The following is a 24,905-nucleotide window of genomic DNA, read 5'->3' on the forward strand; positions in this document are numbered from 1 at the left end:
CCGCTCGTCGGCAACTTTATTACTTCGCAGTTGCAGAAAATCAAGTCTTTTTTGCTATCTCAGGCGACCAATCGAATAGGTTGGATTGATCTGTTCCTTCTCGTTATGAGCTTTCAACGCGTCTTCGTCTGGATGATGTGATGTTTTGGTTTCTGCGGCTGCCAAACCGCCGGTGATGAAGAGGGTATCAATGCCTTCCCCCATGCCTCCAGCGATATCTGTTTGCGGCCCGTCCCCTATGGCAAGTATTTCAGAATCCGACACATCAACCCCAATCGCCTGCAACCTGCGCCGGGCCAGATCGTAGATCGGCGGGTGTGGCTTACCGAAATATAGGCTTTCACCACCCATCTCGGTATAAAGTCGGGCCAAAGCACCTGCGCACCATTCGCGCGTTTCGCCTCGGTCCACCACGATGTCCGGATTTGCGCAGAGCAGTTTCATCCCTTTCTGCTTGGCATAAAGAAAGTCGGGCCGGTTCACATCTGGGTCCGCCATCGGGTCGAACGGGCCGCAACACACGATGCCTTCGGCCGCGTCCAGCGGAACGCGTTCAATGTGGATCGGATGATCCAGCAGTTTCAGGGGTTCAAAAAAACCGGCATCCCGCTGCCATTCCCCCATGAAGTAGACTTTTTCGCCAATCGCCCCGCGAAACATCGCTGAACGCGCCGAATCACCGCTGGTTGCAATCGTGTCATAGGAATCTGCTGGCACATTAAATTGCGAAAGCTGCACTGCAACGCCAGCACGAGGCTTGGGAGAGTTGGTTACAAGAACCACCGTGCCTCCGGCTTTGCGATAAGCTCGCAGTGCCGCGACGGCCTCGGGGTAGGCAGTTATCCCATTATGAACGCACCCCCACAAATCAACAAACAGCGCTTTGTAGCGGTCAGAGATTTCAGCGAGTGAAGAAACGATCTGGGTCATGGCGCGCCTCGTGCAGCAGGGAATGCGAGATGTCAAAGCCTATGGCAGAGCGTGGCGCAATTGGCCAGAGGTGCAGCCCAAGGCGGAGCGGCCGAAATCAACCCCCTTGTTCATCTGGCTAAAAATATCTCGGAGCACGAGGCAGAGCCTCGCAAAAAAAAAGCGCCCGGTTTCGGGCGCCTTTGATAATCTAAATTCAAACCTTGAGGTTCGGAATGATCTGCTTTTTCCGGCTCATCACGCCGGGCAACACAACCGCGTCACCGTCCACGGTTGCGCCAAAGCTCTTCTCAGCGACACCTTTGACCAGATCATTTGGAACCAGCAGCGTTGCCTCTTCGTTCAGAATGTCGACCACGAACAACAACACCTGATCAACGCCGTCTTCCTTGGCCACATCAGCCATCGAGCTTACGATGCTGTCCTTGCGATCCAGCACGACACCGGGGGCTGTGGTTTCCAGAACCGAGACCCGGAACTTGGTGCCGTCTACTTCGTATTCTTTGCTGTCCATGCGGATCAGTTCGGCGTCCGAGAATGACGATACATCCGATTTTGCCGCAAACATGTCGGCGGCGTAGGCCGAGACATCCAGACCAAGTTCAGCCGCCAGTTTCTCAGCCACGGCGCGGTCGTGCGCGGTGGTTGTGGGTGAGCGGAATTCCAGTGTGTCCGACAGGATGCAGGTCAGCGCGGCACCTTTGATCGCGTCGGGCATCTTGGCGGCGTCGTCACCCATTAGATCGACCATGATGGTTGCCGTGCAGGCCAGCGGGCGCACGGTGATGTCGATAGGGCCTTTGGTTTCAAGCCCGCCAACCAGTTTGTGGTGGTCGATTATGGCGCGGATATCTGCGCTATTGATGCTGGCGGGCAACTCGGCCGGATTGTTGGTGTCGACGATGACAACCGGTGCATCCTCGGCCACGTCCTCGATGATTTGCGGCTTGGGCAGGTCCCAACGCTCAAGCATAAAGGCGGCTTCGGTGTTGGGTTCGCCTAGCAAAACGGGCTGTGCCTGTTCACCTTTCACTTCGTTCAGATACCACGACCACAGGATCGGAGAGCCGGTGGAATCGGTGTCGGGAGATTTGTGGCCAAAAACTAGCGTTGTCATGTCTCGTGTCCTGAAGAATATGGATTTGCGCGCCTTATAGGGTGGTCAAACACGGTTGTCACCCGGAAGCAAACTTGCTGCGACCCTTGGTCTGAAAACCTAGAATTCAGCGCGTTCCAGTGTATATCCGGCTTGCTGTAGCTGGTTCAGTAAGCCGTAGTCGTTGCTCAGATGTCCGGCCCCGACAGCGATCACCGCGGTCTGATCCTTCAGGTCCAGAATCTTTTCCATCCAGTTGGCGTTGCGTTGCACCAGAAGCTGATCCTCGAACCCTTTCCATTCGGCGTTAAACTCTTCTGGTGTCATCCCTGAAGCTTCAAGTCCCTGAATTTTCGCAAGCTCAATGATCGCGGCGTGCTGCTCTTCGATATAGGCGTTCGCCATGGTGATCATTTGGTCGTCCCCGGCCTGCAGCGCCCCGGCCAGCCTGGTCAGTGAGGCCACTTGTTCCTCCAGAGGATGGCTGTCGAACATGGCGATCAGATCCTCGATCCGCTCTAGCGAATACTGGGGTATCCCGTGTTGTTCGGCCAGTTCCGTCAGGCGCGTGTCCATGCCGCGATCAAAGTCTGGGGTATTCATCCGGCAAGGCGGAATGCCCAACATCATGCTTAGAAACCAAGGGCGCATCTTGGCGGCCATCCAGGCGGGAATGCCACGCTCGGCCAGAGTCGCGGACAGCGCTGTCCAATCTTCTTCCGACATCAGGTCAATCAAAGTGGGGCCGGACGTAATCAGGACCGGGCTGAAATCATCGGCCAGATCTTTTTCGAACGCGTCCATTTCGTCCTGTGTGACCTCGAAGAAAAACGCGTCGGCCTGACTCAGAACTGGCTCCAAGCGCTCGACCACGGGTGCCATGCGGGGGTCGCTGGTGTGGAGGGTGCCGATCAGGTGCAAGACGGTCCCGTCTTTTGTCGCGATCCAGTGGTTGCCCTCCGGAAACGGAATGTCACTGATTGTCTTCTCGAGATCAGCTTGACTTTCGGCCGACAGGTCAAGCCAAAGATCTCTCCCTTCGCAGGCCGCATGGGCGGTAATCGGAAGCAAAAGGCCGAGACAAAAGCTGAGCAAGCGCATATGGAACCTTCCGGAAATGGCGAATATGACCAAGACGTACTCCTGCCTTCTTGTAAGTTGCAATGTAGTTTGTCTTCAAACCGTGGCTGGCAATCCGCGCGAAACTACATAGCATAGCGTTATGAAGCTCGAGCAGGATCTCTATCCACCCATCAAAGCCTTGTTGGAACGTCAGGGATATACCGTGAAAGGTGAGGTTGGCGCCGCCGATATTGTTGCTCTGCGGGATGGGCAGGAGCCGGTGATCGTGGAACTCAAGCTGCGCTTCAGTCTCGCGCTGTTTCATCAGGCCATCACACGACTGAAAATAACCGATCAGGTCTATATTGGGGTCTGTAAACCAAAAGGCCGGGCAGCGCGACGGGCGTTGAAGGATAATCTGGCGCTGTGCCGCCGCCTGGGATTGGGCCTGATCACCGTGCGCTCTGATGGAGCGGTCGAGGTTCAATGCGATCCCGGCCCCTATGCGCCGCGCAAGGATAAGGTCAGGGCTAAGCGATTGCTGCGCGAGTTTGAAAGGTTGCAGGGCGATCCCAATGCGGGCGGTGCCACGCGTCATGGGATCGTAACGGCCTATCGGCAAGATGCGCTAAAATGCGCGGCCCATCTGGCAGAGAACGGAGCGGGCAAGGGGGCCGATGTCGCAAAGGCCACTGGCGTAAGTGCGGCGACACGTTTGATGTACGACAATCATTACGGCTGGTTCGAAAAAGTGGAAAAGGGCGTCTACGCGCTGTCTGAGGCAGGGCAAGAAGGTCTGAAACACTGGGCGTACAGCTGGGATCAGCCAGACTAGGTGCCTTGTTCTTGCCTGCTTATCGCGCCAGGCAAAAAAATCTTTCACATATTGTTGACTCGCTTCCTGCAACTCCCTAGCTATGCGTCGTTATCACTCATGAGACCCGAGTGCTAACGCCTCGTCAGTCGGCGAGGGGAGGATAACAAACTTTGAGCCCAAGGAGCTGCAAAGATGGCATTGAAACCGCTTCATGACCGTGTGCTGGTTCGTCGCGTAGAAAGCGAAGAGAAAACCGCAGGCGGACTGATCATTCCCGACAGCGCAAAAGAAAAGCCCAGCGAAGGCGAAGTCGTTGCAACCGGCGAAGGCGCGCGCAAGGACAGCGGCGAACTGATCGCGATGGCTGTAAAAGCTGGCGACAAGATCCTGTTCGGCAAATGGTCGGGCACCGAGGTTCAGGTCAACGGCGAAGAGCTGCTGATGATGAAAGAAAGCGACATCATGGGGATCATCGAGTAAGCGCACCCGCTTTCTCTGATCTTCATTTCAACAGATATTCTCAAGGAGAGACAACATGTCTGCAAAGGACGTCAAGTTTGACACTGATGCCCGTAACCGCATGCTGGCCGGTGTAAATGTTCTGGCCGATGCTGTTAAAGTGACCCTGGGCCCGAAAGGCCGCAACGTGGTTCTGGACAAATCCTTTGGCGCGCCGCGCATCACCAAAGACGGTGTTTCGGTTGCCAAGGAAATCGAACTGGAAGACAAGTTCGAAAACATGGGCGCGCAGATGGTGAAAGAAGTCGCCAGCCGCACCAATGACGAAGCCGGCGACGGCACCACCACCGCAACCGTTCTAGCCCAAGCCATCGTTCGCGAAGGTCTGAAGCAGGTTGCTGCTGGCCTGAACCCGATGGACCTGAAGCGCGGCATCGACCTGGCAACTGCCAAGGTTGTCGAAGGCATCAAAGACGCTTCGCGTGAAGTCAAAGACTCGGCAGAAGTTGCTCAGGTTGGCACCATCTCGGCCAACGGCGAAGCCGAAATCGGCCAGCAGATCGCAGACGCGATGCAGAAGGTTGGCAACGAAGGCGTTATCACCGTCGAAGAAAACAAAGGTCTGGAAACCGAGACCGATGTTGTCGAAGGTATGCAGTTCGACCGTGGCTACCTGTCGCCTTACTTCGTCACCAACGCAGACAAGATGATCGCAGAACTCGACGACTGCATGATCCTGCTGCACGAAAAGAAACTGTCCTCGCTGCAGCCGATGGTTCCGCTGCTCGAGCAGGTGATCCAGTCGCAGAAGCCGCTGCTGATCATCGCGGAAGACGTTGAAGGCGAAGCGCTGGCGACCCTCGTGGTCAACAAACTGCGCGGCGGCCTGAAAATTGCTGCTGTCAAAGCACCGGGCTTCGGCGACCGCCGCAAGGCCATGCTGCAGGACATCGCGATCCTGACCGGCGGTCAGGTGATCTCCGAAGATCTGGGCATGAAGCTCGAGTCTGTCACCATGGACATGCTGGGCACCGCCAAGAAAATCGAAATCACCAAAGACGAAACCACCATCGTCGACGGTGCTGGCGAGAAAGCCGAGATCGAGGCACGCGTTGCTCAGATCCGCACTCAGATCGAAGAAACCTCGTCGGACTACGACCGTGAGAAGCTGCAAGAGCGCGTTGCCAAACTGGCAGGCGGTGTTGCCGTTATCCGCGTCGGCGGCATGACCGAGGTTGAAGTGAAAGAGCGTAAGGACCGTGTCGACGATGCTCTGAACGCAACGCGCGCTGCTGTTCAGGAAGGCGTTGTTGTGGGCGGTGGTGTTGCTCTGGTTCAGGCCGGTAAAGCACTGGAAACTCTGGAAGGTGCAAACGCCGACCAGAACGCAGGTATCAACATCGTTCGTAAGGCAATCGAAGCGCCTCTGCGCCAGATCGCCGAGAACGCTGGTGTCGACGGTGCGGTTGTTGCTGGCAAAGTTCGCGAAAGCGACGACGCAGCATTCGGCTTCAACGCTCAGACCGAAGAATATGGCGACATGTTCTCGTTCGGCGTCATCGACCCGGCCAAAGTTGTCCGTACCGCTCTGGAAGATGCGGCATCGGTTGCTGGCCTGCTGGTCACCACCGAAGCAATGGTTGCCGACAAGCCCGCCAAAGAAGGCGCGGCACCTGCCGGCGGCATGCCCGACATGGGCGGCATGGGCGGCATGATGTAAGCTGCTTAAGCCTTAGTGCTTAATAGCGGGGTCGCCTTTGGGCGGCCCCGGTTTTGTTTGGAATGTCTGTTGTGCATTCGTATCATTGGCGCTGGTAGGCTCTGGTCCGAGGAGGGTCGGGATTGGCTCGGCAATCGGGAATGTGAGTGTGCAAATCCCTTTGAAACGGCTATGCGGTTGATATGCGACTGTTTCTTCTGACCGCTTTAACCATGTGCGCCTTCGCCGCGAATTCGATCCTGAACCGCCTTGCTATCGACAGTGGCGCAAGTGATCCGGCGGGATTTGCCATCATCCGGGTTTTGGCTGGTGCCTTGGTTTTAACGGTATTGGTGGCGCTTCGGGGCGGCTCGATCCCTGTTTTTGATCGTCGACGTGTTGTTGGGGCCGGGTCACTGTCGCTTTATATGATCGGGTTTTCAGTAGCGTATCTGACGCTTGATGCCGGGCTTGGTGCGCTGATCCTGTTCGGGGTTGTGCAAATTACCATGTTTGCGATTGGTGCAATGACCGGTTCTGCACCCACTTTGAGACAGATATTGGGTGCCGGTATTGCGCTTGGTGGACTGGCTTTTGTTCTTTGGCCTGCTGGGACGGTTCAGGTCGACCCGACAGGGGCCGGCTTAATGACGGCTGCCGGGGTCGGGTGGGCCATATATTCCATCGCGGGCCGGTCCGAACCAGATGCATTGTCGGGAACTGCAGCAAATTTCATCATGGCGTTGCCCGTCACGGGATTTGCCCTGTTCCTGCTGGGAAGCAATTGGCAAATGTCTCCGCTTGGCTATGGGCTGGCTGCGCTTTCCGGAGGCGTCACGTCCGGTCTCGGCTATGCGCTATGGTACCGTGTCGTGCCACAGCTTTCACCGGCGGTGGCCGCGATCGTGCAACTCAGCGTTCCAGTTATCGCAATTGCTGCCGGGGTCATCCTGTTAGCCGAGATGGCAAGTCTAAGGCTTCTACTCGGCGCCGGATTTGTACTCGGCGGCATCGCACTGGCGGTGCTGCGCCGGAACCGTGGCTAGGGGTTCCCTCGGCCTGGGTTAGGCCTTATCTGGCGTGTATGAAATTTCTTGCTGTTCTCCTCTTGTGCCTTATGCCTGCGGTGGCCAATGCGAAATGCGTGGTTCTTCTGCATGGCCTCGCGCGCACAGAGGCCTCGTTTACCGTCATGGAACAGCTTTTTCATGCGCATGGTTACACTGTGGTTCGTCCAGGTTACCCTTCGACAGACCTACCAATACCAGACCTCGCCAACCAGACTTTACCAGCTGCGTTCGCCGCCTGCGGGGAGGATACGGTTAACGTTGTAGCGCATTCGATGGGGGGCATTCTGCTGCGCTATTGGTTGCAGGACAACGACCCCGAGAATCTGGGACGCGTTGTCATGCTCGGACCTCCTAATCAGGGCAGCCAACTGGTAGACGAGCTTGGCGCCTGGGAGGTTTTCGGCTTTCTGAATGGCCCTGCAGGGCTTGCGTTGGGAACCGGACCAGAGGGTATTCCACGCCGCCTGCCGCCCGTGGAGTTCGATTTGGGGGTGATTGCAGGCGAGAACTCATTGAACCCATTGTTCTCGTCTCTGATCGATGGTCCAGATGACGGCAAGGTATCGATAGAGACCACAAAGGTTGAGGGTATGGCTGATCACATCGTCTTGCCGGTGACGCATACGTTCATGATGAACAACCCGCGGGTCATGGCGCAGACCCTGCATTTCATCGAATTCGGACAGTTCGATCCACAAATCACCTGGCTTGACGGGGTGATGGATATCATCGACCAGATCTGTCTTGGGGAAGATTGCTCGGAACCGGACTCGGAGCCCACTCAATGAACTCATTGGAACTGACATTGACCGGCGCGAATGTTCTGTTGCCCGGCGAAGGGGTGTCGCGTGCTGAACTGACGATCGCCGAAGGTACCATTCAATCCGATAGGGCAGGGCGGCAGATTGATTTGTCAGGATACCTCATCCTGCCTGGCATCATTGATTTGCATGGCGACGGTTTTGAACGTCACATCGCGCCCCGGCGCGGTGCCATGAAGCAGATGGCAGAGGGCATTTTATCGGTCGAGGCGGAACTGGCCGCGAATGGAATAACCACAGCTGTTCTGGCGCAGTTCCACAGTTGGGAAGGCGGCGTGCGCGGGCCCGAGTTTGCTGGTCAGGTTTTTGACGCCATCGCTGCGGTTCGGGATGATGTTGTAACCCAACTGATCCCTCAACTGCGCTTCGAAACCCATATGCTGGACGACTATGACGGGCTGCCCGAACGTATCGCGGATTGGCAGGTGCCTTATGTGGTTCTGAATGATCATCTACCTCATGACCGGCTGGCTGAGGGGCGAAAACCACCCCGCTTGACGGGGCAGGCACTGAAGGCGGGACGGAATCCCGAAGTGCATTTTGAGATGCTGAAGGCAATGCACAACCGCAGCGCCGAGGTGCCAGCAGCACTGGACAGCCTTTGCACTGTCCTTGCGAACCGAGGAATTCGGCTCGGCAGCCATGATGATACAACGCCGCAGGATCGTGCTGAGTGGCGCGAGCGCGGGGTGATGATCTCGGAATTTCCGGAAACGCTGGAAGCCGCCGAATGTGCCCGGGCGGGCGGAGATCACATCATCCTCGGCTCACCCAATGTTGTGCGGGGCGGCTCACATAAGGGAAATGCCAGCGCGGTGGATCTGATCTCGATGGGTTTGTGTGATGCATTGGCATCGGATTACCACTACCCCAGCCCGCGCCGCGCTGCGCTGATGTTGGTAAAATCTGGCCTGCTGGATATTGCGAGCGCCTGGGCGCTTGTCTCGTCCGGTCCCGCGCGGGTTTTAGGCCTGAAGGATCGCGGAACGTTACAGCCCGGATATCGTGCTGATCTGGTGATACTCGATGCGACAACCCACAAAGTCGCCGCCACACTATCAGGCGGGTGTGTCAGCTATATGTCCGGTAGTATCGCAACACGTTTCTTGAGCTGATCCCGGCTTCATCTGGCTAAAAATACCTCCGCCGGAGGCATCGCGCTTAAGCGCGATTACCTCATCGCGAAATCCGGTTGAAATGCCCCATCTTGCGGCCGGCCTTGACCTCGGCCTTGCCATAGAGATGCAGTGCTACGTCCCGTTCGCGTGAAAGCTCGGGTACGCGGTCCATGTCATGCCCGATCAAATTCTCCATCACGACGTCCGAGTGGCGCTGACCGTCGCCCAAAGGCCAACCGGCCACGGCGCGAATATGTTGTTCAAACTGATCCACGGCGCAGCCGTTCTGGGTCCAGTGACCCGAGTTATGAACGCGCGGCGCGATTTCATTCACGATCAATCCTTGTGGCGTCACAAACAATTCGACACCCATGACGCCGACATAATCCAGCGCGTTGAGAATGTTGGCGGCCAGCAATACCGCATCTGTCCGCTGCGCCGGAGACAGGCGTGCCGGTATTGTGGTCGTGTGCAGGATGCCATCGCGATGGACATTCTCTCCAGGATCGAAACAGGCAACTTGCCCGTCCAGACCGCGTGCTGCGATGACCGAAACCTCGTGGCTGAAGTCCACAAACCCTTCCAGTATGGACGGCGCGCCCGCCATATCGGCCAGTGCCGCCCCGGCATCTTCGGGTGCGCGCAGCCGGGCCTGACCTTTACCGTCATAGCCGAAGCGGCGGGTTTTCAGGATGGCGGGGGTGCCAATGTCATCAATTGCGGCGCGCAAGCTGTCCAAATCGGAGATGTCTGCAAAGGGCGCGGTTTGCAGGCCTAAGCCTTGTAGAAATGTCTTTTCGGTCAAGCGGTCCTGACTGACCCGCAACGCCTCTCGACCCGGGTGAATGGGGCGGTGTGCCTCAAGCAGATCCAGCGCCTGGGTGGGGATGTTTTCAAACTCGTAGGTGATCACGTCCACCGACTCCGCAAAGGCCTTCAATGCGTCGGCGTCATCATAGGCGGCGGTCGTGACCTGATTTGCAACTTGACCGGCCGGAGGATTTGCGCCCGGCTCGAATATGTGGGACTTGAACCCCAACCGTGCAGCCGCGATCGAGAGCATCCTGCCCAGCTGACCGCCCCCCAATATCCCGATTGTCGCACCGGGCGTAAGCATATCTGACATCGTCATGTCTCCAATCTCTTGCCAATCGCACTCAGTGCAGCACGCAAGGCATCATGCGCGCCCTCGGATTGCAAAATATCCGTCATCTGAAGGCTCAGTGTGCCCTCGGTCGCAAGCGCGTCACGCTCGGCTGCCAGTTGGCCCGCATGCTCTTTTTGCATTGATGTCAGAAACCCTGACACAAGCTGCGTAGTGTAGAATTCGGCCCGGTCTTTGTCGCCGGTCTGATCAGCCAACCATTCGGTGCCTGTTGCCATAAGGTCCAGGATACCTGGCACCATGGCGCAGATGGCGAAGTGGGCGTTCAACGCGGCCTCATTGGCAACCTTGACCACAGGATTTTCGGGCTCGAACAAATCTGCCAAGAGGCGATCGTTGCCGTAAGCGGCCAACGGGCAACCTCCTGTCTGAAGGAAACCCAGCGGAATCGTTTGCACAAAATCCGATGCCGGCGCGCACAGGCAGGATAGCTGCTCCTCAGAGACGGCGGCCATCACTGAAACGATTTGCTGATCTGCGCGAAAGCTTAGTGGGGTTAGAACGACTTCGGCCACATGGGGTCGCAGGCAGAGAAACACGATCTCGGACGCATCAATTACGTCTTGGGGAGTGCCAACACTAGCCCCAAGCTCGGCCTGCAGAGCCGAGGAGACTTGGGCATTGCGCTCGGTGACATAAAGATCATGACCTTTTGCAGCCATCAGCCGCGCGATTGGCGCAGCGATGTGGCCTGTGCCGATGAAACCGATACGGCTCATTGCTGAGGCTCTTCCGGGATCGAAGCAGAGAGGGCCTCGCGCCACGCATCCAGCCGTTCCGCAAGCGCGGCATCCTGCAGCGCCAGAATGCCCGCGGCCATCAGGCCCGCATTGGCCCCGCCGGCGGAACCGATAGCCATGGTTGCAACCGGAAAACCTTTGGGCATCTGCACGATGGAATAGAGCGAATCCACACCCGACAACGCGCGGGTCTGCACCGGAACGCCAACTACCGGCACGCGGGTTTTCGAAGCCATCATGCCCGGCAAATGCGCCGCGCCACCCGCGCCCGCGATAATGACCTGCAAGCCGCGCGACACGGCGGTTTTACCATAATCCCAGAGGCGATCCGGCGTGCGGTGGGCCGAGACGATCCGCGCCTCATAAGCGATGCCCAGCTCATCCAGAATATCGGCGGCCTCTTTCATCGTAGGCCAGTCCGATTGGCTGCCCATGATGATCCCTACTTTCACATCGCTCATCCGCTTACGCCCCTGCCATCGGAAAGAGCGCGCACTATAGCCAAATCCGCATATGTGGCAATGCGGTACGCGCGTCTCAGGCGATGATATCGGGGGTCAATCTGTCTTCGATCAGACGGATGATGTCTTTGAGGCGCAGTTTCTGCTTTTTTAGCCGCTTGATCGTCAATTGGTCCGAGGTCCCCTTGGCCTGCAAGGCCTCGATCGCTTCGTCCAAATCACGGTGCTGGCGTCGAAAGACCTCTAATTCCACCCGCAGGACTTCATCGGTTTTCATCGAAAGATCGGTGGGTGCGTTCATGGACGACTCAGTGTTTCAAGTGGTGCTTCTAACACAAGATAGTGTGTCAGGGTTTATCCGGCCAGACCTTGTGGACATCCCTGTATCTTCCCATATTCTATATCACGCGGTTGCCGACATCGGGACCGCAGAATACGTCGCTTTGACAATGAAGGACGAAAATACGTGTCGAAACTTACCTTAGGCTCATACCCGCATCTTTTGGGGTTCGAGCAGTTGGAACGCCTTCTGGAACGGTCTGCAAAGGCCGGAAATGAAGGATACCCGCCCTATAATATCGAGCAGACCTCGGATTTTTCCTATCGCATCACCTTGGCGGTGGCCGGGTTCGCGGAAGAGGACCTGTCGATTACCATCGAGGATCGCCAGTTGGTGATCCGGGGCCGTCAGCGCGACGACAGCGAGGGGCGCATATTCCTGCACCGTGGCATCGCGGCGCGTCAATTCCAGCGCATGTTTGTGCTGGCTGACGGGGTCGAGGTGGGCGAGGCGATCATGGAAAACGGTCTGCTGCATGTGGACCTGACCCGCGCCGTGCCTGAAACCGTGGTTCAGACAATCAACATCAAGAAGGGGTAAGAGCAATGAATACACCGATTGAGATCAACGCCGAAGGCAATCGGATTGTCTATGTAAAGGCCGTTGATGTGGCAGACCTTCCGCAGGATCTGCGAGAGCAGGCAGGCGATCTGGATCAGCTGTATGCTGTCCACGATTCGGATGGGCAGCAATTGGCACTGGTTGCCGACCGCAAGCTGGCCTTTGTACTGGCACGCGAACATGACCTGTCCCCGGTGGCCGTTCACTAGGCCACCAAACATTCCGCCGAATTGACGTGACATTTTCTGCCTAAGCGGTGATCGTGCCGCTGATTGAAACGCAGGAGTGCGCGATGAGCTGGTATGATTTCGATTGGGTGGATGCGTTCAGCGATCAGGCCTTTGGTGGCAACGGCTGCGCAGTTGTGCATGAGGGTGCAGGGCTGTCGGACGCGGTTTGCATGGCATATGTGCGCGAGACTTCTCTGGTTGAATGCACTTTTACCGGGCCATCCGATATCGCTGATATCCGGGTCCGGTACTTCCTGGCCAGCCGGGAAATCCCATTTGCCGGGCACCCGACCATAGCAACCGTTGCAGCGATGCGATCACGGGGGTTGTTTCAGGGTGATGCTCTGACGCTTGAGACCGGAGCAGGGATTGTATCGATCAAACTGAATGGTGATGACATCGAAATGACGCAGGTCGCCCCGCAATTCGGCGATCATGTGCCCGCAGATCTGGTTGCCGCCGCCATCAGCCTGCCGGAAGAGGTGGTAATTTCTCCACCGCAGTTCGTTTCAACAGGTCTGCCCTTTTGCATTACGGTCCTGCGCGATCACGAGGCGCTGCGCGCTGCCAAGCTGGATGTTGCTTTGCTCAGTCATATTACCGAAAAGGCCGGTTTCTCGGGGTCGGACATGGCTGAACCGTTTCTTGTAACACTGAAAGGCGCAACGACTACGGGCGACACATTCTCGCGCCTGATGATGGCGCCCCCCAGCCCGCCCGAGGACCCGTTCACCGGATCGGCCACCGGTGCGATGGCGGCCTATCTCTGGAAACACGGACTGATGGACAAAGAGACATTCATCGCCGAACAGGGCCATGACATGGGCCGCCCCGGTCAGGCGACCGTGACACGCGTTGGACCTTCGGATGCGATGACGGGGATCAAAGTTGCCGGGCGCGGCCATGTCCTGATGCGCGGGCAGGTGAATTTGCCCGACTGAACCAGACCCGCACCTGCGAAAAAGGCCCTCAGAAATCTGAGGGCCTTTGATGTATTTTTTCGTCTTAAGTGATCAGGATGCTGCAATCAGCCCCATGCTTTCCAGCTTAAGCAGAACCTGATGTGCGCAGTTGTCAACCTCGACATTCTCGGTCTCGACGCGCAGCTCTGGGTCTTCAGGGGCGTCGTAAGGGTCGGAAATCCCCGTGAACTCTTTGATCTTGCCCTCACGTGCCAGTTTGTACAGACCCTTGCGGTCTCGGCGCTCGCATTCTTCAATGCTGGTCGCGACATGCACCTCGCAAAATGCACCGAATTGTTCGATCTCTTCACGCACAGCACGACGGGTAGTTGCGTAAGGCGCGATAGGAGCACAGATGGCAATACCGCCGTTCTTGGTTATCTCAGACGCGACATAACCGATGCGGCGGATGTTCAGATCGCGATGTTCCTTCGAAAAGCCCAGTTCCGAAGACAGGTTCTTACGCACGATATCCCCGTCCAGCAGGGTAACCGGACGATCCCCGGTCTCCATCAGCTTGACCATCAAGGCGTTGGCAATGGTGGATTTGCCCGAGCCTGAAAAACCGGTGAAAAACACGGTGAATCCCTGTTGCGAGCGCGGCGGGAAGCGGTTGCGCAGTTCCTGAACAACTTCGGGGAACGAAAACCATTCAGGAATCTCCAGCCCTTCGCGCAGACGGCGGCGCAGTTCAGTTCCCGAGATGTTGAGGATCGTGACGTTGTCCTTGTCCAGGATCTCGTCATTCGGCTCGTATTGCGCGCGTTCCTGCACGTAGACCATATGTTTGAAATCGACCATCTCGACGCCGATCTCGTCCTGATATTTTCGGAACAAGTCTTGCGCATCATAGGGGCCGTAGAAATCCTCACCGGCAGAGTTTTTGCCCGGACCTGCGTGGTCACGACCGACGATGAAATGGGTGCAGCCGTGGTTTGCGCGGATCAACCCGTGCCAGACTGCCTCGCGCGGGCCAGCCATGCGCATCGCAAGGTTCAGCAGCGACATCGACGTAGTCGAGGCCGGATATTTATCCAACACGGCTTCGTAGCAACGCACGCGGGTGAAATGATCCACATCGCCCGGTTTGGTCATGCCAACCACGGGATGGATCAGCAAGTTGGCCTGTGCTTCTTTTGCGGCACGGAAAGTCAATTCCTGATGCGCGCGGTGCAAAGGATTGCGGGTCTGGAATGCCACGATACGGCGCCAGCCCACTTTGCGGAAATAGGCGCGCAACTCGTTCGGCGTGTCGCGGCGGGCTTTGAAATCGTAATGCACGGGCTGCTGGATGCCAGTGACCGGGCCACCCAGATAAACTTTGCCCGCTACATTGTGCAGGTAATTCACAGCCGGGTGCGCATCATCATCAGCGCCAAAGACCTTTTCCGCCTCACGCGCCTTGTCTGGTGTCCAGCGGTCGGTCACGGTCATGGTGCCGAGGATCACGCCTTCCTGATCGCGCAGGGCAATGTCCTGCCCCAGCTCGATCGATGCGGCAAAATCCTCATCAACATCCAAGGTGATCGGCATTGGCCAAAGTGTTCCATCGGCGAGGCGCATGTTTTCGACCACGTTGTCATAGTCCGCTTCGCTCAGGAAACCTTTGAGCGGATTGAACCCGCCGTTCATAAGCAGTTCCAGATCGCAAATCTGCCGGGGCTTAAGATCCCAGCTGGTCAGATCAGCGGCTTCTATCTTGAGTTTCTGCGCAGACTCGTAGGAAACATACAGTTCGGAGATAGGGGCCAGATTGCTTAACATCGTCATCGGAAAACTCTTATCGCAGTTCTGTTGGCATTTGTTTCAAGGGTGTTTGCAGGGCATGTGCCTCGGCCTGAGGGTGAAGTCCATAGACTTGCAAAAACTAAGGATGAAATGCGTGGTTTTTTCTTGAAATGGAACGGTTTTCTGTTTTTTGTTTCAGGTTATTGAAAAAATCCCGCCGCTCAGGCTCATTAGGCGCATTCTCAGGCAATCTGTTCCAGTGGTGAGGTTTGCGACTCAAGGTCGGCTGCGTGCCTGACGGGCAGGGCGGGGACAGGTTCAGAGACACCGCGCAGGCTGAATTCCCGCAGATCGCGGGGATCACATTGTAACCCAGCCGCGTCCAAAACCTTGTCCGATACAAGGAGTTCGACCCCCAACGCTTTGGTTTCAGCCTCCAAACGGCTGGCAACATTTACAGCGTCTCCGATGATGGTGCGTGGCGCGTGTTTCGCCGCTCCGATTTCGCCCAGCACAAGATCACCAAGATGTAGACCCATGCCAATGCGCACGGGTTGGCTGCCTTCTGCTTGAAGCTGCTGGTTGAAACGCTCCAAAGCGTGTCCGATCCCGGCCGCCGCCCTCAGACCGGCACTTGCCGAACTTGCGGCGTTGGCTGTTTCAAACATCGCCAGCAACCCATCGCCCATGTATTTGTCGACAACTCCGCCTTGCGCCGTGATTGCTGGGACAATTGCGTCGAAGAAACGATTCAACAGAAACACGATATCATACGGCAATTGCCCCGTTGTGCGGGCGGTGAACCCGCGCATGTCCAGAAACAGAACCGCCAGCTGCCGTTCTTGCCCTTGGCTCGCATGCGCACGATCACGCGCGCCGTCAGGGCGGAAAACACGAAACACCGTGAGCGGGTCGGACGGCCGCATCTGGCAGGCCAAACGGGTTCCTTCTGGCGCGCTGATCGCTTTCAGACTGCGGGCTTCAACTTCGGTAGGCGGGTGCAACTGATCGGCACCATCTTCAACCACTACGCGACAGGTCGTGCAGCGCCCCTTGCCACCACACAGCGCGGTATGTGGGATGCCATTTGCGCGTGACATCTCCAAAAGGGTCATGCCTTTCTCCGACACAACTTCTGGACCGTTGACATAGCGCACCCGCACCGAATGCCGCCGCCGCCAAAGCTTGCGCCCGAGATAGACCAAGCCTGTTAGTGCAAGCGCGGCCCAGAATACCCACTGCGTATAGTCTGTGACGGAAAACAAAGACTGAAACTCTTCTTGCGAAGGCCAGTTATAGTATTCGACATACTGTTCTCGTAGATCGGGGTCGGCAAAATCGGCCCAGATACGCCGCCCCTCGGTCAGAAGGCCTGCGAAGGCGAAGCCCGGTACAAAGACGGCGAGACCGATCAGATATGGAACCATCGCGCGCCACCATGTGGTCAACCGTAACCACATGTGCAGCCCAATACATCCGTGGACCCACACCAGCAGAAGTAATAGGCTTTGGAACCAGATCGCGGTGCTGGGCCACATCAGAATGATGATGTAACCCATTTCATCATTCACCCCAAAAATCTCATGCGCGTATCGGGTCTGAACCAAATGTGAGATAAGCTGCAGCGGGATCAACAGGCCAAGAATAACCTGAAGCGCGACGCTGAAAGGCATTCTGAGCGTCCGGCGCTGCGCGAGTGAGATAAGCGCCAGTCCCATGTGCATCAGCAATGCGCCATATATCACGACGCTGCCGATCTCATTACGGCTGACAGCTTTACGTCCGCCCTGCATCCCGTGCAGCAAATCAGTGTGAAACAGACCAAGGCCGATATTGATGAAATGAAAGAACGCAAAGACAAACAGCACGAGGCCGCTTGCGATTCTGAGCCGGCTCATCCATCCGCCGCGCCAAAGAACGTTTTCCAAAAGCTCACCTGTTCTTCGCGTTACTATGGTTGATCCTGATACGGTGCCGGGTGCCGGTCAAGATAGGCGCGGTCACCTTTCGGGGAACCAGTCGCAGGGGGCACCTGCGGTTTGTATCATCTGGTGTTCTGCGTTGAACAACACCAAATGGCTCAGTTTAGGACGCGAGCGCGAACTGTATAGCAGTCCATCCGCGCCGTATGTGCGGGCCTTGTCCGAAAATCGCCATGTTGGAGAGGGTATGCCGGTTGCCCGCATGTCTTGCCAGACGATCGAGGCAGAAGGTTGCCCCCGCAAATCCAATACTTGCGCCTTGGATATCTTCAAGCGATGGATCGTCCGTGGAGGGTCGCACTGCGAGACATAGCGCCGAATGGCGATCCCGGCCCCTTCAGCGCTAAGCGACGCGTAAAGCGCGAATTGGCCAGAATGATGAAACCGTCCTTCGGGGGCACGGGCCGATGAGAGCGGGTCACCCGATTGGGTGCGGAACAGAATTCTCCAGACGAGGCCGGAGAATTCTGTGATCATCTTAGTCGTTCTCCGCCAAGAATCGTTCTGCATCCAGCGCGGCCATGCAGCCCATACCGGCGCTTGTCACAGCCTGACGGTATACGTGGTCGGTCAGGTCTCCGGCAGCGAAAACTCCCGGAACCGAAGTTTGCGTCGTGCCCGGCTTGGTCACGACGTAGCCACCCATGTGGGTTTCCAGCGTATCTTTGACCAGCTCATTTGCCGGGGCGTGGCCGATAGCGACAAATACGCCTTTGCACGGAATCTCCGTGATTTCGCCGGTCTTTACATTCTTGACCTTGACGCCTTCCACACCCAGTGGGGCATCGGTTCCGATCACCTCATCCAGTTCGTGAAACCAAAGCGGCTCGATCTTTTCGTTCTTGAACAGCCGATCCTGAAGGATCTTTTCAGCTCGCAACTCATCGCGGCGGTGGATCAGAGTGACTTTGCTTGCGAAGTTGGTCAGGAACAGCGCTTCTTCTACGGCAGTATTTCCGCCGCCGATCACAACGATTTCCTGACCGCGATAGAAGAAGCCGTCACAGGTGGCACAGGCTGATACGCCAAACCCTTTAAATTTCTCTTCCGAGGGAATGCCTAACCACTTGGCTCGTGCGCCCGTTGCCAGAATCACCGCGTCGGCGGTGTAGACGGTGCCACTGTCGCCTTTGGCTGTGAAGGGACGCTGGCTTAGATCGAGATCGCTGATGATATCGCCGATCACTTCGCATCCCATTGCCTTCGCGTGATCCTGCATCCGAACCATCAGGTCTGGCCCCTGAACCTCGGTGTCACCCGGCCAGTTTTCCACCTCGGTTGTGGTGGTCAGTTGTCCACCGGGTTCGATACCCTGCACCAGGATCGGTTCCAACATGGCCCGGCTTGCATAAACGCCCGCGGTGTATCCTGCAGGTCCCGACCCGATGATCAGAACCTTGGTGTGTCGTGTTTCGGCCATGGTATCCTCACTCAAACTGCCTCGGCGGACATGTTGTCCGGTGCGGATCGATATAGCGACCGCAGGGCAGGGCTTAAAGCCCCTTCATATTGCAGGTCCGTGATGTGCCTAATGATTGGCATTGCGGCCAATTATGTATCTGAAATAACGAAAATTGCGTGGCTGTGAAATATTATTGCGCCTCTCGGGGCTGCTGATATAACAACTGAAAAACTCAGGAGCATTCGATGGTCACGACCCGGTTGGATGAAATCGACCGCAAAATTCTTGCGGAACTGCAGGCCGATGGCCGTATGACCAATGTTGAGCTTGCCAAGCGCGTAGGAATATCCGCTCCTCCTTGCCTGCGACGGGTGCGGACGCTGGAAGATTCGGGGTACATTCGCGGCTATCATGCCGAGGTGAACGCCCGCGAGCTTGGGTTCGAAGTGCAGGTCTTTGCCATGGTCGGACTTGAAAGTCAGGCTGAATCCGAACTCAGCGCTTTTGAAGACCGGTGTCGGGAATGGCCATTGGTTCGCGAATGCCACATGCTGAATGGCGAGGTTGATTTCATCCTGAAATGCGTCGCACCGGATCTCAGCAGTTTTCAGCAATTTCTGACAGGCGAGTTGCTGACCACGCCAAACGTGGCCAGCGTCAAGACTTCGCTTGTTATCCGAGGCGCAAAAGACGAGCCAGGCGTACCATTTGACGTACTGGAAGACCGGATGAACCGGACGGCCTGAACCTACCTCTTGTTTGATCCACAGGACAGGGTGGCAGCATCGCTGCCAGTGCAAGGGTTAAAACCCAACTCAGTAAAATCTGCATAATGCCCCACGCTTGCAGTAATAGTTAACCAGTTCACGCTGTCATTGCGTCAATTTCACCATCTCCGGCTCTTGGCAAGAGCAACGGCCCAAAATCATTCAACGATTCGATATGTGAGAATAGATTCAAATAGATCGAACGCAAAGAGTGACTGATCATTCGGACTGCGTTGATGCCCGGATGATAGGTCTCGAATTGCAGGCCATCGACCCGAATCACGGAATGTCGGGCGACACAGATATGAAACAGCTCGACCGGAGTCGGTGGCAGCGTTTCAATGATACCCATTCCATCCTGAAACTCACTGACGGGTGTCAGCATGGGCTGCCCGCCGTTCAAATGACGCATGTGCGTAGGCGTACCCAGCAGACGTGCGGCGGGGCCCGTGATGACGCCCGACATCGGTTTTTGCATCCCGAACGTGTCGGCCATGATCCGTGTCAGCGGCCGGGTTCGCCCGCGCGTATCCTCGCGTCCGGGTATCAGCGTGACAGACCCTTTCCAAAGCACGGTTTCCGATGATCCGTCCTGAGTGAGGACATCATCACCCGGCAGCAGATCTTCGATCGCCATCTGGCCTTGCGGCGTCTCGACCAACGATCCGCGCGTGAACGCACAAAATGCATCTTCAAACATCGGCAAAGCTGGCGCGATATGGCGTGTCTGTGAAATATCCCCGTTTTTCAGCAGACTGCACACTTCATAGCGTCGAAGCTGTGCTTTTTGTTTTGTCGCGGGACGAGGCGCATCGCGCAATAGCGCTGACGTCTCGACCGCGTTTCTGGCAGCGCGGGCCAGAGAATTTGGAATAGTCATGGTATTCCGTCCCCTCTAAATCCCGTCCGACGGCTTGAACCCCCGTGCAATATCGCCGGACGACCTTGTTCTTTGTCTGTAATCAGATGGGTAAACACAGGCCGGTCGCCGCGAATGCACAGCGCCGCATCAGAAAACACCAGTGTTTTGGTCAAGTTCTTGACCCCCCAGACAAACTCGTAAACCGCAGGCTGCAATTGCCTGCACACACACGCTCCGAACCCTGGTCGCAGTCCTGATTGCGACCCCACACACCGAACCGGAGCTTCATCCGGTATGCGTTTGCCCTCTGAGACCGGCAGATGGTCTCTTGGGGTTGCTGTGTCAGCGTCGCGCCGCCAGACGGCGTGCAACTCTGACTGAGTGACTTGAAACCCGCTTCCAGGGCATTTCTGGTTCTTGATCCCTGACAGCCGCAAAAACGGCGCTGAGAAAGCGTGATTTCGATTTCATATCCATTGTCCTGCTTCGATAGGGCGGTCGCCCTGTTCCCGTTCATGAAGCCAATGTGACGCTGATTTGCGGCGCCTATAAGGCTGATCCGGGTTGAATTGAGGACAAATTGAAGGTTTCAGGTACCTCTTAGTTGCTTCCGCCCGTGCCATGACGACCCCACTTGGGGTAACCGTCTGTGCATTGGCGAAAATTTGAGACGATTCTGACTCTGATAAACACAAGAAATGTGGCAGAAACTGGGCAAAGCTGCCTTAATCTGGGCCAGATTTACAACCTGATAGCGGAAATCAATCTGCCGTAGTCGGCCTCGTTGGCATGGGTCGATCGCCGGTATGAATAAAACCTGTCAGGGTCGGAATAGGTGCAGTGACGGACCCACTCGGCCTGGCCGATACCAGCTTCGCGCAGACGATGCAGGCCAAAGGCGGGCAGGTCGAAATGCATCCGGTCACCTTTGCCATTTGCAAAAAAACGCGCGTTCTCTGGCGTGTCAGCAAGGAAGTCGTCCAGAAACTCTGAGCCGACCTCGTAAGCGCGTTGTGAAATCGTGGGGCCGATTACGGCAACTGTATTATCCCGGTTGGCTCCCAGCGCTTCCATCGCGTCCAGTGTTGATTCCAGCACACCGTCCAACGCGCCGCGCCAACCGGCATGTGCGGCCCCGATCACATTTGCGTCAGGATCCGCGAACAGCACCGGCTGACAATCAGCGGTTAATATTGTAAGCGCCAAACCCGGCGTTGATGTGACAACCGCGTCAGCTTTGGGTTTGTCACCCGTCATCGGCCCATCGACTGCAATCACGGTCGGTGAATGCACTTGATGCACACCGATCATCGCCTCAGGTGCCACTTCCATCGCGTCGGCGACGCGCCGACGGTTCAAAGCTACGGCCTCAGTCAAATCTGTCGACCCGGTTCCGCAGTTGAGTCCTTCGAAGATACCAGAAGATGCGCCACCGCGGCGGCTGAAGAACCCGTGTCGTACGGGGGACAGCATGTCTGAGGTAATGATTTCCAGTGTCATGGTTCCAGTCCCGGTGGCGGCGTGGCGTTTGGCGGATAAAGGCCCAGTACTTTGAACAGGTTTCCCATTTCGTCGGGGTGCGTCAACCGTCGATGTGCAGTGACCAGCGTCTCAAGCTGTGACCCGCTGAGAGGGGCGGCAAGCGATTGCGCGCGCGCGGTGATCCCGAGCCGCTCAAGAAACACACCCTGCGGGGTCAGTTTTGTATATGCGCAGCCCGAAGCATGAGACGCCTTCGCCAAGACCTCAAAGTCGACATGTGTGGTCAGATCCGCCTGACCGGGCTGATCCAGGGGATCGACACGTTCATGCGCTTGCAACGCCTGCAATGTGTCGCCAAGCGAGCGCCAGTCACCATAATCGATGATCAGCGCGGCTCCGCCGTTACGAGCGATCTGCCCGGCAACAGAGTACATAATGGAACTGGCAGCAGCGCACAGTTCTACCAGATCTCCGTCCTGCGTATCCTCGACACGTTCGCTGAGCGCAGCTTGTGCCGATTGCGCACCAAGACCGAACGCAAGCGATGCACCATTTTTGCCAACTAACCTCTCGCGCCAACCTTCGCCTTCGCGCAGGAACTGGCGGATGGGCAGGGCATCAAAGAACTCGTTTGCCACCAGAAACAGTGGAAGATCTTCAAAATCAGAAATTGCCTCGATCCACTGAGGTTCATACCCTTGCAGTGCCTTGGCTTGTACGTCGCGCAAAACAGGTGAAGCTTCGAGCAACGCGATCTCGGCCGCTTTGTGAAAGCCAGGCACACTCTGAGTGGCGCGCAGGATGTCAGCCATCAGGGTGCCACGACCAGGGCCAAGCTCGGCCAGAACAAACTTTTCGGGTTTGCCTTGTACCAGCCAGCATTGCGCCAGACACAGTCCTATTAGCTCTCCGAACATCTGACTGATTTCAGGCGCTGTAATGAAATCGCCTTGAGCGCCCAGCGGATCGCGGGTTGTGTAGTATCCATGTTCCGGATGCATCAGACACTCGGTCATGTAGTCAGCGATGGTCATAGGGCCATCATTCTGGATGCGCAGGAGCAGACGATCCTTCAGGTTCATGATCTGCGTTGTGCCCGAATTGCGAACCAAAGGCCAAGTGCAATCATTGGTAGCGACAAGACTTGCCCCATCGTCAATCCATATCCGCCAACATGCCACGCCAGCCCTAGCGGATTCCCCGGCGATACAAATTGCGCATCGGGTTGACGGAAGAATTCGACAAAAAACCGCGATGCGCCGTAGCCAGCCAGAAATACGCCCATAACCAGACCTGGTTTTTGAAACGCGCCGCGCCGGTAGGCCAGCCATATCAGAATCGCCCCGAGGACCAGACCCTCAAGTGCTGCCTCATACAGTTGCGAAGGGTGGCGAGCGCACATCCCGGCAACAACGCCGGGACAATCCTGGGCCGCAGTTCCGGGAAAGATCACCGCCCACGGCAATTCGCTGGGTCGACCCCAAAGCTCGGCATTAGTGAAATTCGCCAATCGTCCCAGCAACAACCCGGGCGGCACTGTGTAGGCAACCAGATCACCCAGCGAAAGAATCGGTGTAGCGTGGCGCTTGCCGAACAGATACGTGGCGATCACCACGCCTAACAGGCCGCCATGGAAGGCCATGCCACCCTGCCAAACCATCAGAATTTCCAGTGGATACGCAAAATAATATGCGGGTTGATAGAAAAGGACGAACCCCAATCGACCACCAAGAATTACACCCAGTATGATCCAGGTGACCAAATCCTCAAGCTGATCGGGTTGCATCGGTGGTGTGTCATCAGCCCAAAGCACAGGCCGCCTAAGCGCCATCAGCGCCATGCGCCAAGCAATCAGGATGCCAACGATATAGGCCAGCGCATACCACCTGAGCGCAAACTCCATCCCGAACAGAGAGATCGAGAAAATTTCGGGTGACAGATCGGGGAAATTCAAAACAGCCTGCATGTGCGTCTCATTGCCCGGGGTTTGCGTGGCAAGTCAACCTTGAGCCCGGGCCAATCTTTACCCATATAGAGAGCAATCGCGAAATCGGAGAAAGCCCATGCAAACCCGTAACAAGATTCTGGACGATATGTCTCAACTGATGACCAATGCCATGGGTGTGGCGCAGGGGGCACGAGAAGAGGCCGAGAATGCGATGAAATCCATGATGGACCGCTGGCTGGCCGACCGGGATTTCGTAACCCGTGAAGAATTTGATGCTGTGCGTGCCATGGCGCAGAAAGCGCGCGAAGAGAACGGTGCACTTGAACAGCGAATTGCCGCGCTCGAGGCGAAGCTGGACAAGTAACGTCCGCAGGAATTTAAGATTTTGGGTAAAAGCGTCCGCCGCGCAATCCGAACTTGGATTGTGCGGTGTTGTGCATTTTGCCGCTCTGCAGAAATTTATCAAGACAAAGCTGCATCCAACGCCAATATTTTGATCGGCGTTGCCAACTGTCCACAACTTATTGCTGTTATCCCCAATAAATAGGGTTGCCAGAGCTGTGCTCACATCGCACCATATTTAGTACAGGCAGACTGGGGAAGCCCGGCTTGTAGAGCAGGCAACTAGCGCTGGGGCGCTGCCAGCCCCAAAATGCTAGAGATTAGTGAGGTGGCATTATGGCCCTTTCCGAGCAGTATCTCGAAGAAGACCTTCATCCGATCGACATTGTTGAACATCTTGCAGAACATCACGACTGGGATTTTGACCGGATCGGGGATGATCAGATTGCCATGGCTGTCGAAGGACAGTGGCGCACATATTCGATAACTTTGGCCTGGTCGAATTACGATGAAACGCTCCGCATGGTGTGTTCCTTTGAGATGGAGCCTCCGGCCGAGCGCGAAACCGAGCTTTATGAGCTACTGAACAAGATGAATGATCAGTGTTGGGCCGGGGCGTTTACCTACTGGGCCAACCAGAAATTGATGGTCTATCGCTATGGCTTGGTGCTGGCCGGTGGTCAGACGGCCAGCCCAGAACAGATCGATACCATGATCACCGCAGCGGTACTGAGCGCCGAGCGCTATTACCCCGCGATCCAACTGGTGACCTGGGGAAACCGAGACCCCGAAGAGGCGATGCAAGTCGCCATTGCAGAGGCCTACGGCCGCGCGTAAAGCTTTACCCCGAACCATAGGGGA

General features: G+C 56.6%; 27 protein-coding genes. 12 read left to right on the top strand and 15 right to left on the bottom strand.

Going from position 1 to position 24,905, the window contains the following annotated elements; genetic code table 11:
- Positions 1-54 precede the first annotated feature (54 nt).
- The 3 genes from ACR0AW_RS12630 to ACR0AW_RS12640 form a co-directional block, all read right to left on the bottom strand.
- The gene (locus ACR0AW_RS12630) at positions 55-930 is read right to left on the bottom strand and encodes a TIGR01459 family HAD-type hydrolase (protein WP_170733003.1); all 876 of its coding nucleotides are present in this window, start codon (positions 928-930) and stop codon (positions 55-57) included.
- A gap of 196 nt (positions 931-1,126) precedes the next feature.
- A complete protein-coding gene (locus tag ACR0AW_RS12635; RefSeq protein WP_170512514.1) occupies positions 1,127-2,047 on the bottom strand; it encodes a manganese-dependent inorganic pyrophosphatase in 921 nt (306 codons plus the stop codon).
- Positions 2,048-2,146: 99 nt separating this feature from the next.
- Positions 2,147-3,127: a TraB/GumN family protein gene (locus ACR0AW_RS12640; RefSeq protein WP_170733002.1), complete on the bottom strand. Its 981-nt coding sequence runs from the start codon at positions 3,125-3,127 to the stop codon at positions 2,147-2,149.
- A 121-nt stretch (positions 3,128-3,248) separates the two neighbouring features.
- Between ACR0AW_RS12640 and ACR0AW_RS12645 the strand changes: the two genes are divergently transcribed.
- The 6 genes from ACR0AW_RS12645 (at position 3,249) to ACR0AW_RS12670 (ending at position 9,069) form a co-directional block, all read left to right on the top strand.
- The gene (locus ACR0AW_RS12645; RefSeq protein ID WP_170594561.1) at positions 3,249-3,923 is read left to right on the top strand and encodes a DUF2161 family putative PD-(D/E)XK-type phosphodiesterase; all 675 of its coding nucleotides are present in this window, start codon (positions 3,249-3,251) and stop codon (positions 3,921-3,923) included.
- A 174-nt stretch (positions 3,924-4,097) separates the two neighbouring features.
- Positions 4,098-4,385, top strand: coding sequence for a co-chaperone GroES (groES, locus tag ACR0AW_RS12650; RefSeq protein WP_010441779.1), 288 nt, complete (start codon positions 4,098-4,100; stop codon positions 4,383-4,385).
- A gap of 55 nt (positions 4,386-4,440) precedes the next feature.
- Positions 4,441-6,084 (top strand): chaperonin GroEL, encoded by a 1,644-nt coding sequence (groL, locus tag ACR0AW_RS12655; RefSeq protein ID WP_170392413.1) that lies wholly within the window; start codon positions 4,441-4,443, stop codon positions 6,082-6,084.
- Between the two features lie 182 nt (positions 6,085-6,266).
- Positions 6,267-7,109, top strand: a complete 843-nt coding sequence (locus ACR0AW_RS12660; RefSeq protein WP_170733001.1) for a DMT family transporter — start codon at positions 6,267-6,269, stop codon at positions 7,107-7,109.
- 38 nt (positions 7,110-7,147) lie between these two features.
- Complete coding sequence (locus tag ACR0AW_RS12665; RefSeq protein ID WP_170401841.1) at positions 7,148-7,921, top strand: alpha/beta fold hydrolase; 774 nt, start codon at positions 7,148-7,150, stop codon at positions 7,919-7,921.
- Complete coding sequence (locus ACR0AW_RS12670) at positions 7,918-9,069, top strand: alpha-D-ribose 1-methylphosphonate 5-triphosphate diphosphatase (protein WP_170401837.1); 1,152 nt, start codon at positions 7,918-7,920, stop codon at positions 9,067-9,069. Before ACR0AW_RS12665 ends, ACR0AW_RS12670 begins: the two co-directional genes overlap by 4 nt.
- A gap of 61 nt (positions 9,070-9,130) precedes the next feature.
- On the opposite strand, the gene ACR0AW_RS12675 is transcribed toward ACR0AW_RS12670, so the two are convergent.
- The 4 genes from ACR0AW_RS12675 to ACR0AW_RS12690 all read right to left on the bottom strand — a co-directional run bounded on the left by ACR0AW_RS12675 (position 9,131) and on the right by ACR0AW_RS12690 (position 11,739).
- Positions 9,131-10,198, bottom strand: coding sequence for a 5-(carboxyamino)imidazole ribonucleotide synthase (locus tag ACR0AW_RS12675; protein ID WP_170392403.1), 1,068 nt, complete (start codon positions 10,196-10,198; stop codon positions 9,131-9,133).
- Between the two features lie 2 nt (positions 10,199-10,200).
- Complete coding sequence (locus ACR0AW_RS12680) at positions 10,201-10,956, bottom strand: NAD(P)-binding domain-containing protein (RefSeq protein WP_170733000.1); 756 nt, start codon at positions 10,954-10,956, stop codon at positions 10,201-10,203.
- Positions 10,953-11,438, bottom strand: a complete 486-nt coding sequence (gene purE / locus ACR0AW_RS12685; protein WP_170420576.1) for a 5-(carboxyamino)imidazole ribonucleotide mutase — start codon at positions 11,436-11,438, stop codon at positions 10,953-10,955. Before purE ends, ACR0AW_RS12680 begins: the two co-directional genes overlap by 4 nt.
- A 76-nt stretch (positions 11,439-11,514) precedes the next feature.
- A complete protein-coding gene (locus ACR0AW_RS12690) occupies positions 11,515-11,739 on the bottom strand; it encodes a YdcH family protein (protein WP_010441787.1) in 225 nt (74 codons plus the stop codon).
- 165 nt (positions 11,740-11,904) lie between these two features.
- Between ACR0AW_RS12690 and ACR0AW_RS12695 the strand changes: the two genes are divergently transcribed.
- The 3 genes from ACR0AW_RS12695 to ACR0AW_RS12705 all read left to right on the top strand — a co-directional run bounded on the left by ACR0AW_RS12695 (position 11,905) and on the right by ACR0AW_RS12705 (position 13,510).
- The gene (locus tag ACR0AW_RS12695; protein ID WP_010441788.1) at positions 11,905-12,318 is read left to right on the top strand and encodes an Hsp20 family protein; all 414 of its coding nucleotides are present in this window, start codon (positions 11,905-11,907) and stop codon (positions 12,316-12,318) included.
- Positions 12,319-12,323: 5 nt separating this feature from the next.
- The gene (locus ACR0AW_RS12700; protein ID WP_170392397.1) at positions 12,324-12,548 is read left to right on the top strand and encodes a DUF1150 family protein; all 225 of its coding nucleotides are present in this window, start codon (positions 12,324-12,326) and stop codon (positions 12,546-12,548) included.
- Positions 12,549-12,631: 83 nt separating this feature from the next.
- On the top strand, positions 12,632-13,510 hold the full coding sequence (locus ACR0AW_RS12705) for a PhzF family phenazine biosynthesis protein (RefSeq protein ID WP_170512499.1): 879 nt from the start codon (positions 12,632-12,634) through the stop codon (positions 13,508-13,510).
- 72 nt (positions 13,511-13,582) lie between these two features.
- Here the strand turns inward: ACR0AW_RS12705 and ACR0AW_RS12710 are convergent, their stop codons facing one another.
- The 4 genes from ACR0AW_RS12710 to trxB form a co-directional block, all read right to left on the bottom strand.
- On the bottom strand, positions 13,583-15,301 hold the full coding sequence (locus ACR0AW_RS12710) for a bifunctional sulfate adenylyltransferase/adenylylsulfate kinase (protein ID WP_170392393.1): 1,719 nt from the start codon (positions 15,299-15,301) through the stop codon (positions 13,583-13,585).
- Positions 15,302-15,501: 200 nt separating this feature from the next.
- Complete coding sequence (locus tag ACR0AW_RS12715) at positions 15,502-17,157, bottom strand: adenylate/guanylate cyclase domain-containing protein (RefSeq protein ID WP_480439142.1); 1,656 nt, start codon at positions 17,155-17,157, stop codon at positions 15,502-15,504.
- A 102-nt stretch (positions 17,158-17,259) separates the two neighbouring features.
- Positions 17,260-17,718 (bottom strand): RES family NAD+ phosphorylase, encoded by a 459-nt coding sequence (locus tag ACR0AW_RS12720; RefSeq protein WP_170392389.1) that lies wholly within the window; start codon positions 17,716-17,718, stop codon positions 17,260-17,262.
- A 1-nt stretch (position 17,719) separates the two neighbouring features.
- Complete coding sequence (trxB, locus tag ACR0AW_RS12725; protein ID WP_170512491.1) at positions 17,720-18,661, bottom strand: thioredoxin-disulfide reductase; 942 nt, start codon at positions 18,659-18,661, stop codon at positions 17,720-17,722.
- Between the two features lie 227 nt (positions 18,662-18,888).
- Between trxB and ACR0AW_RS12730 the strand changes: the two genes are divergently transcribed.
- Positions 18,889-19,389 (top strand): Lrp/AsnC family transcriptional regulator, encoded by a 501-nt coding sequence (locus ACR0AW_RS12730; protein WP_170392385.1) that lies wholly within the window; start codon positions 18,889-18,891, stop codon positions 19,387-19,389.
- Between the two features lie 118 nt (positions 19,390-19,507).
- Here the strand turns inward: ACR0AW_RS12730 and ACR0AW_RS12735 are convergent, their stop codons facing one another.
- The 4 genes from ACR0AW_RS12735 to lgt form a co-directional block, all read right to left on the bottom strand.
- The gene (locus ACR0AW_RS12735; protein ID WP_170392383.1) at positions 19,508-20,290 is read right to left on the bottom strand and encodes a Hint domain-containing protein; all 783 of its coding nucleotides are present in this window, start codon (positions 20,288-20,290) and stop codon (positions 19,508-19,510) included.
- Between the two features lie 723 nt (positions 20,291-21,013).
- A complete protein-coding gene (gene pgeF, locus ACR0AW_RS12740) occupies positions 21,014-21,772 on the bottom strand; it encodes a peptidoglycan editing factor PgeF (RefSeq protein ID WP_170401812.1) in 759 nt (252 codons plus the stop codon).
- Positions 21,769-22,836 carry an SAM-dependent methyltransferase gene (locus tag ACR0AW_RS12745; protein ID WP_170732998.1) on the bottom strand — a complete coding sequence of 356 codons (1,068 nt, stop codon included), beginning with the start codon at positions 22,834-22,836 and terminating at the stop codon, positions 21,769-21,771. Before ACR0AW_RS12745 ends, pgeF begins: the two co-directional genes overlap by 4 nt.
- A complete protein-coding gene (lgt, locus tag ACR0AW_RS12750) occupies positions 22,833-23,720 on the bottom strand; it encodes a prolipoprotein diacylglyceryl transferase (protein WP_170732997.1) in 888 nt (295 codons plus the stop codon). Before lgt ends, ACR0AW_RS12745 begins: the two co-directional genes overlap by 4 nt.
- A gap of 97 nt (positions 23,721-23,817) precedes the next feature.
- Between lgt and ACR0AW_RS12755 the strand changes: the two genes are divergently transcribed.
- Both ACR0AW_RS12755 and ACR0AW_RS12760 read left to right on the top strand, forming a co-directional pair.
- The gene (locus tag ACR0AW_RS12755; protein ID WP_170512483.1) at positions 23,818-24,066 is read left to right on the top strand and encodes an accessory factor UbiK family protein; all 249 of its coding nucleotides are present in this window, start codon (positions 23,818-23,820) and stop codon (positions 24,064-24,066) included.
- 314 nt (positions 24,067-24,380) lie between these two features.
- On the top strand, positions 24,381-24,881 hold the full coding sequence (locus ACR0AW_RS12760; protein ID WP_010441802.1) for a type III secretion system chaperone family protein: 501 nt from the start codon (positions 24,381-24,383) through the stop codon (positions 24,879-24,881).
- Positions 24,882-24,905 lie beyond the last annotated feature (24 nt).

The sequence above is a fragment of the Ruegeria sp. C5 genome (genome assembly GCF_056537605.1).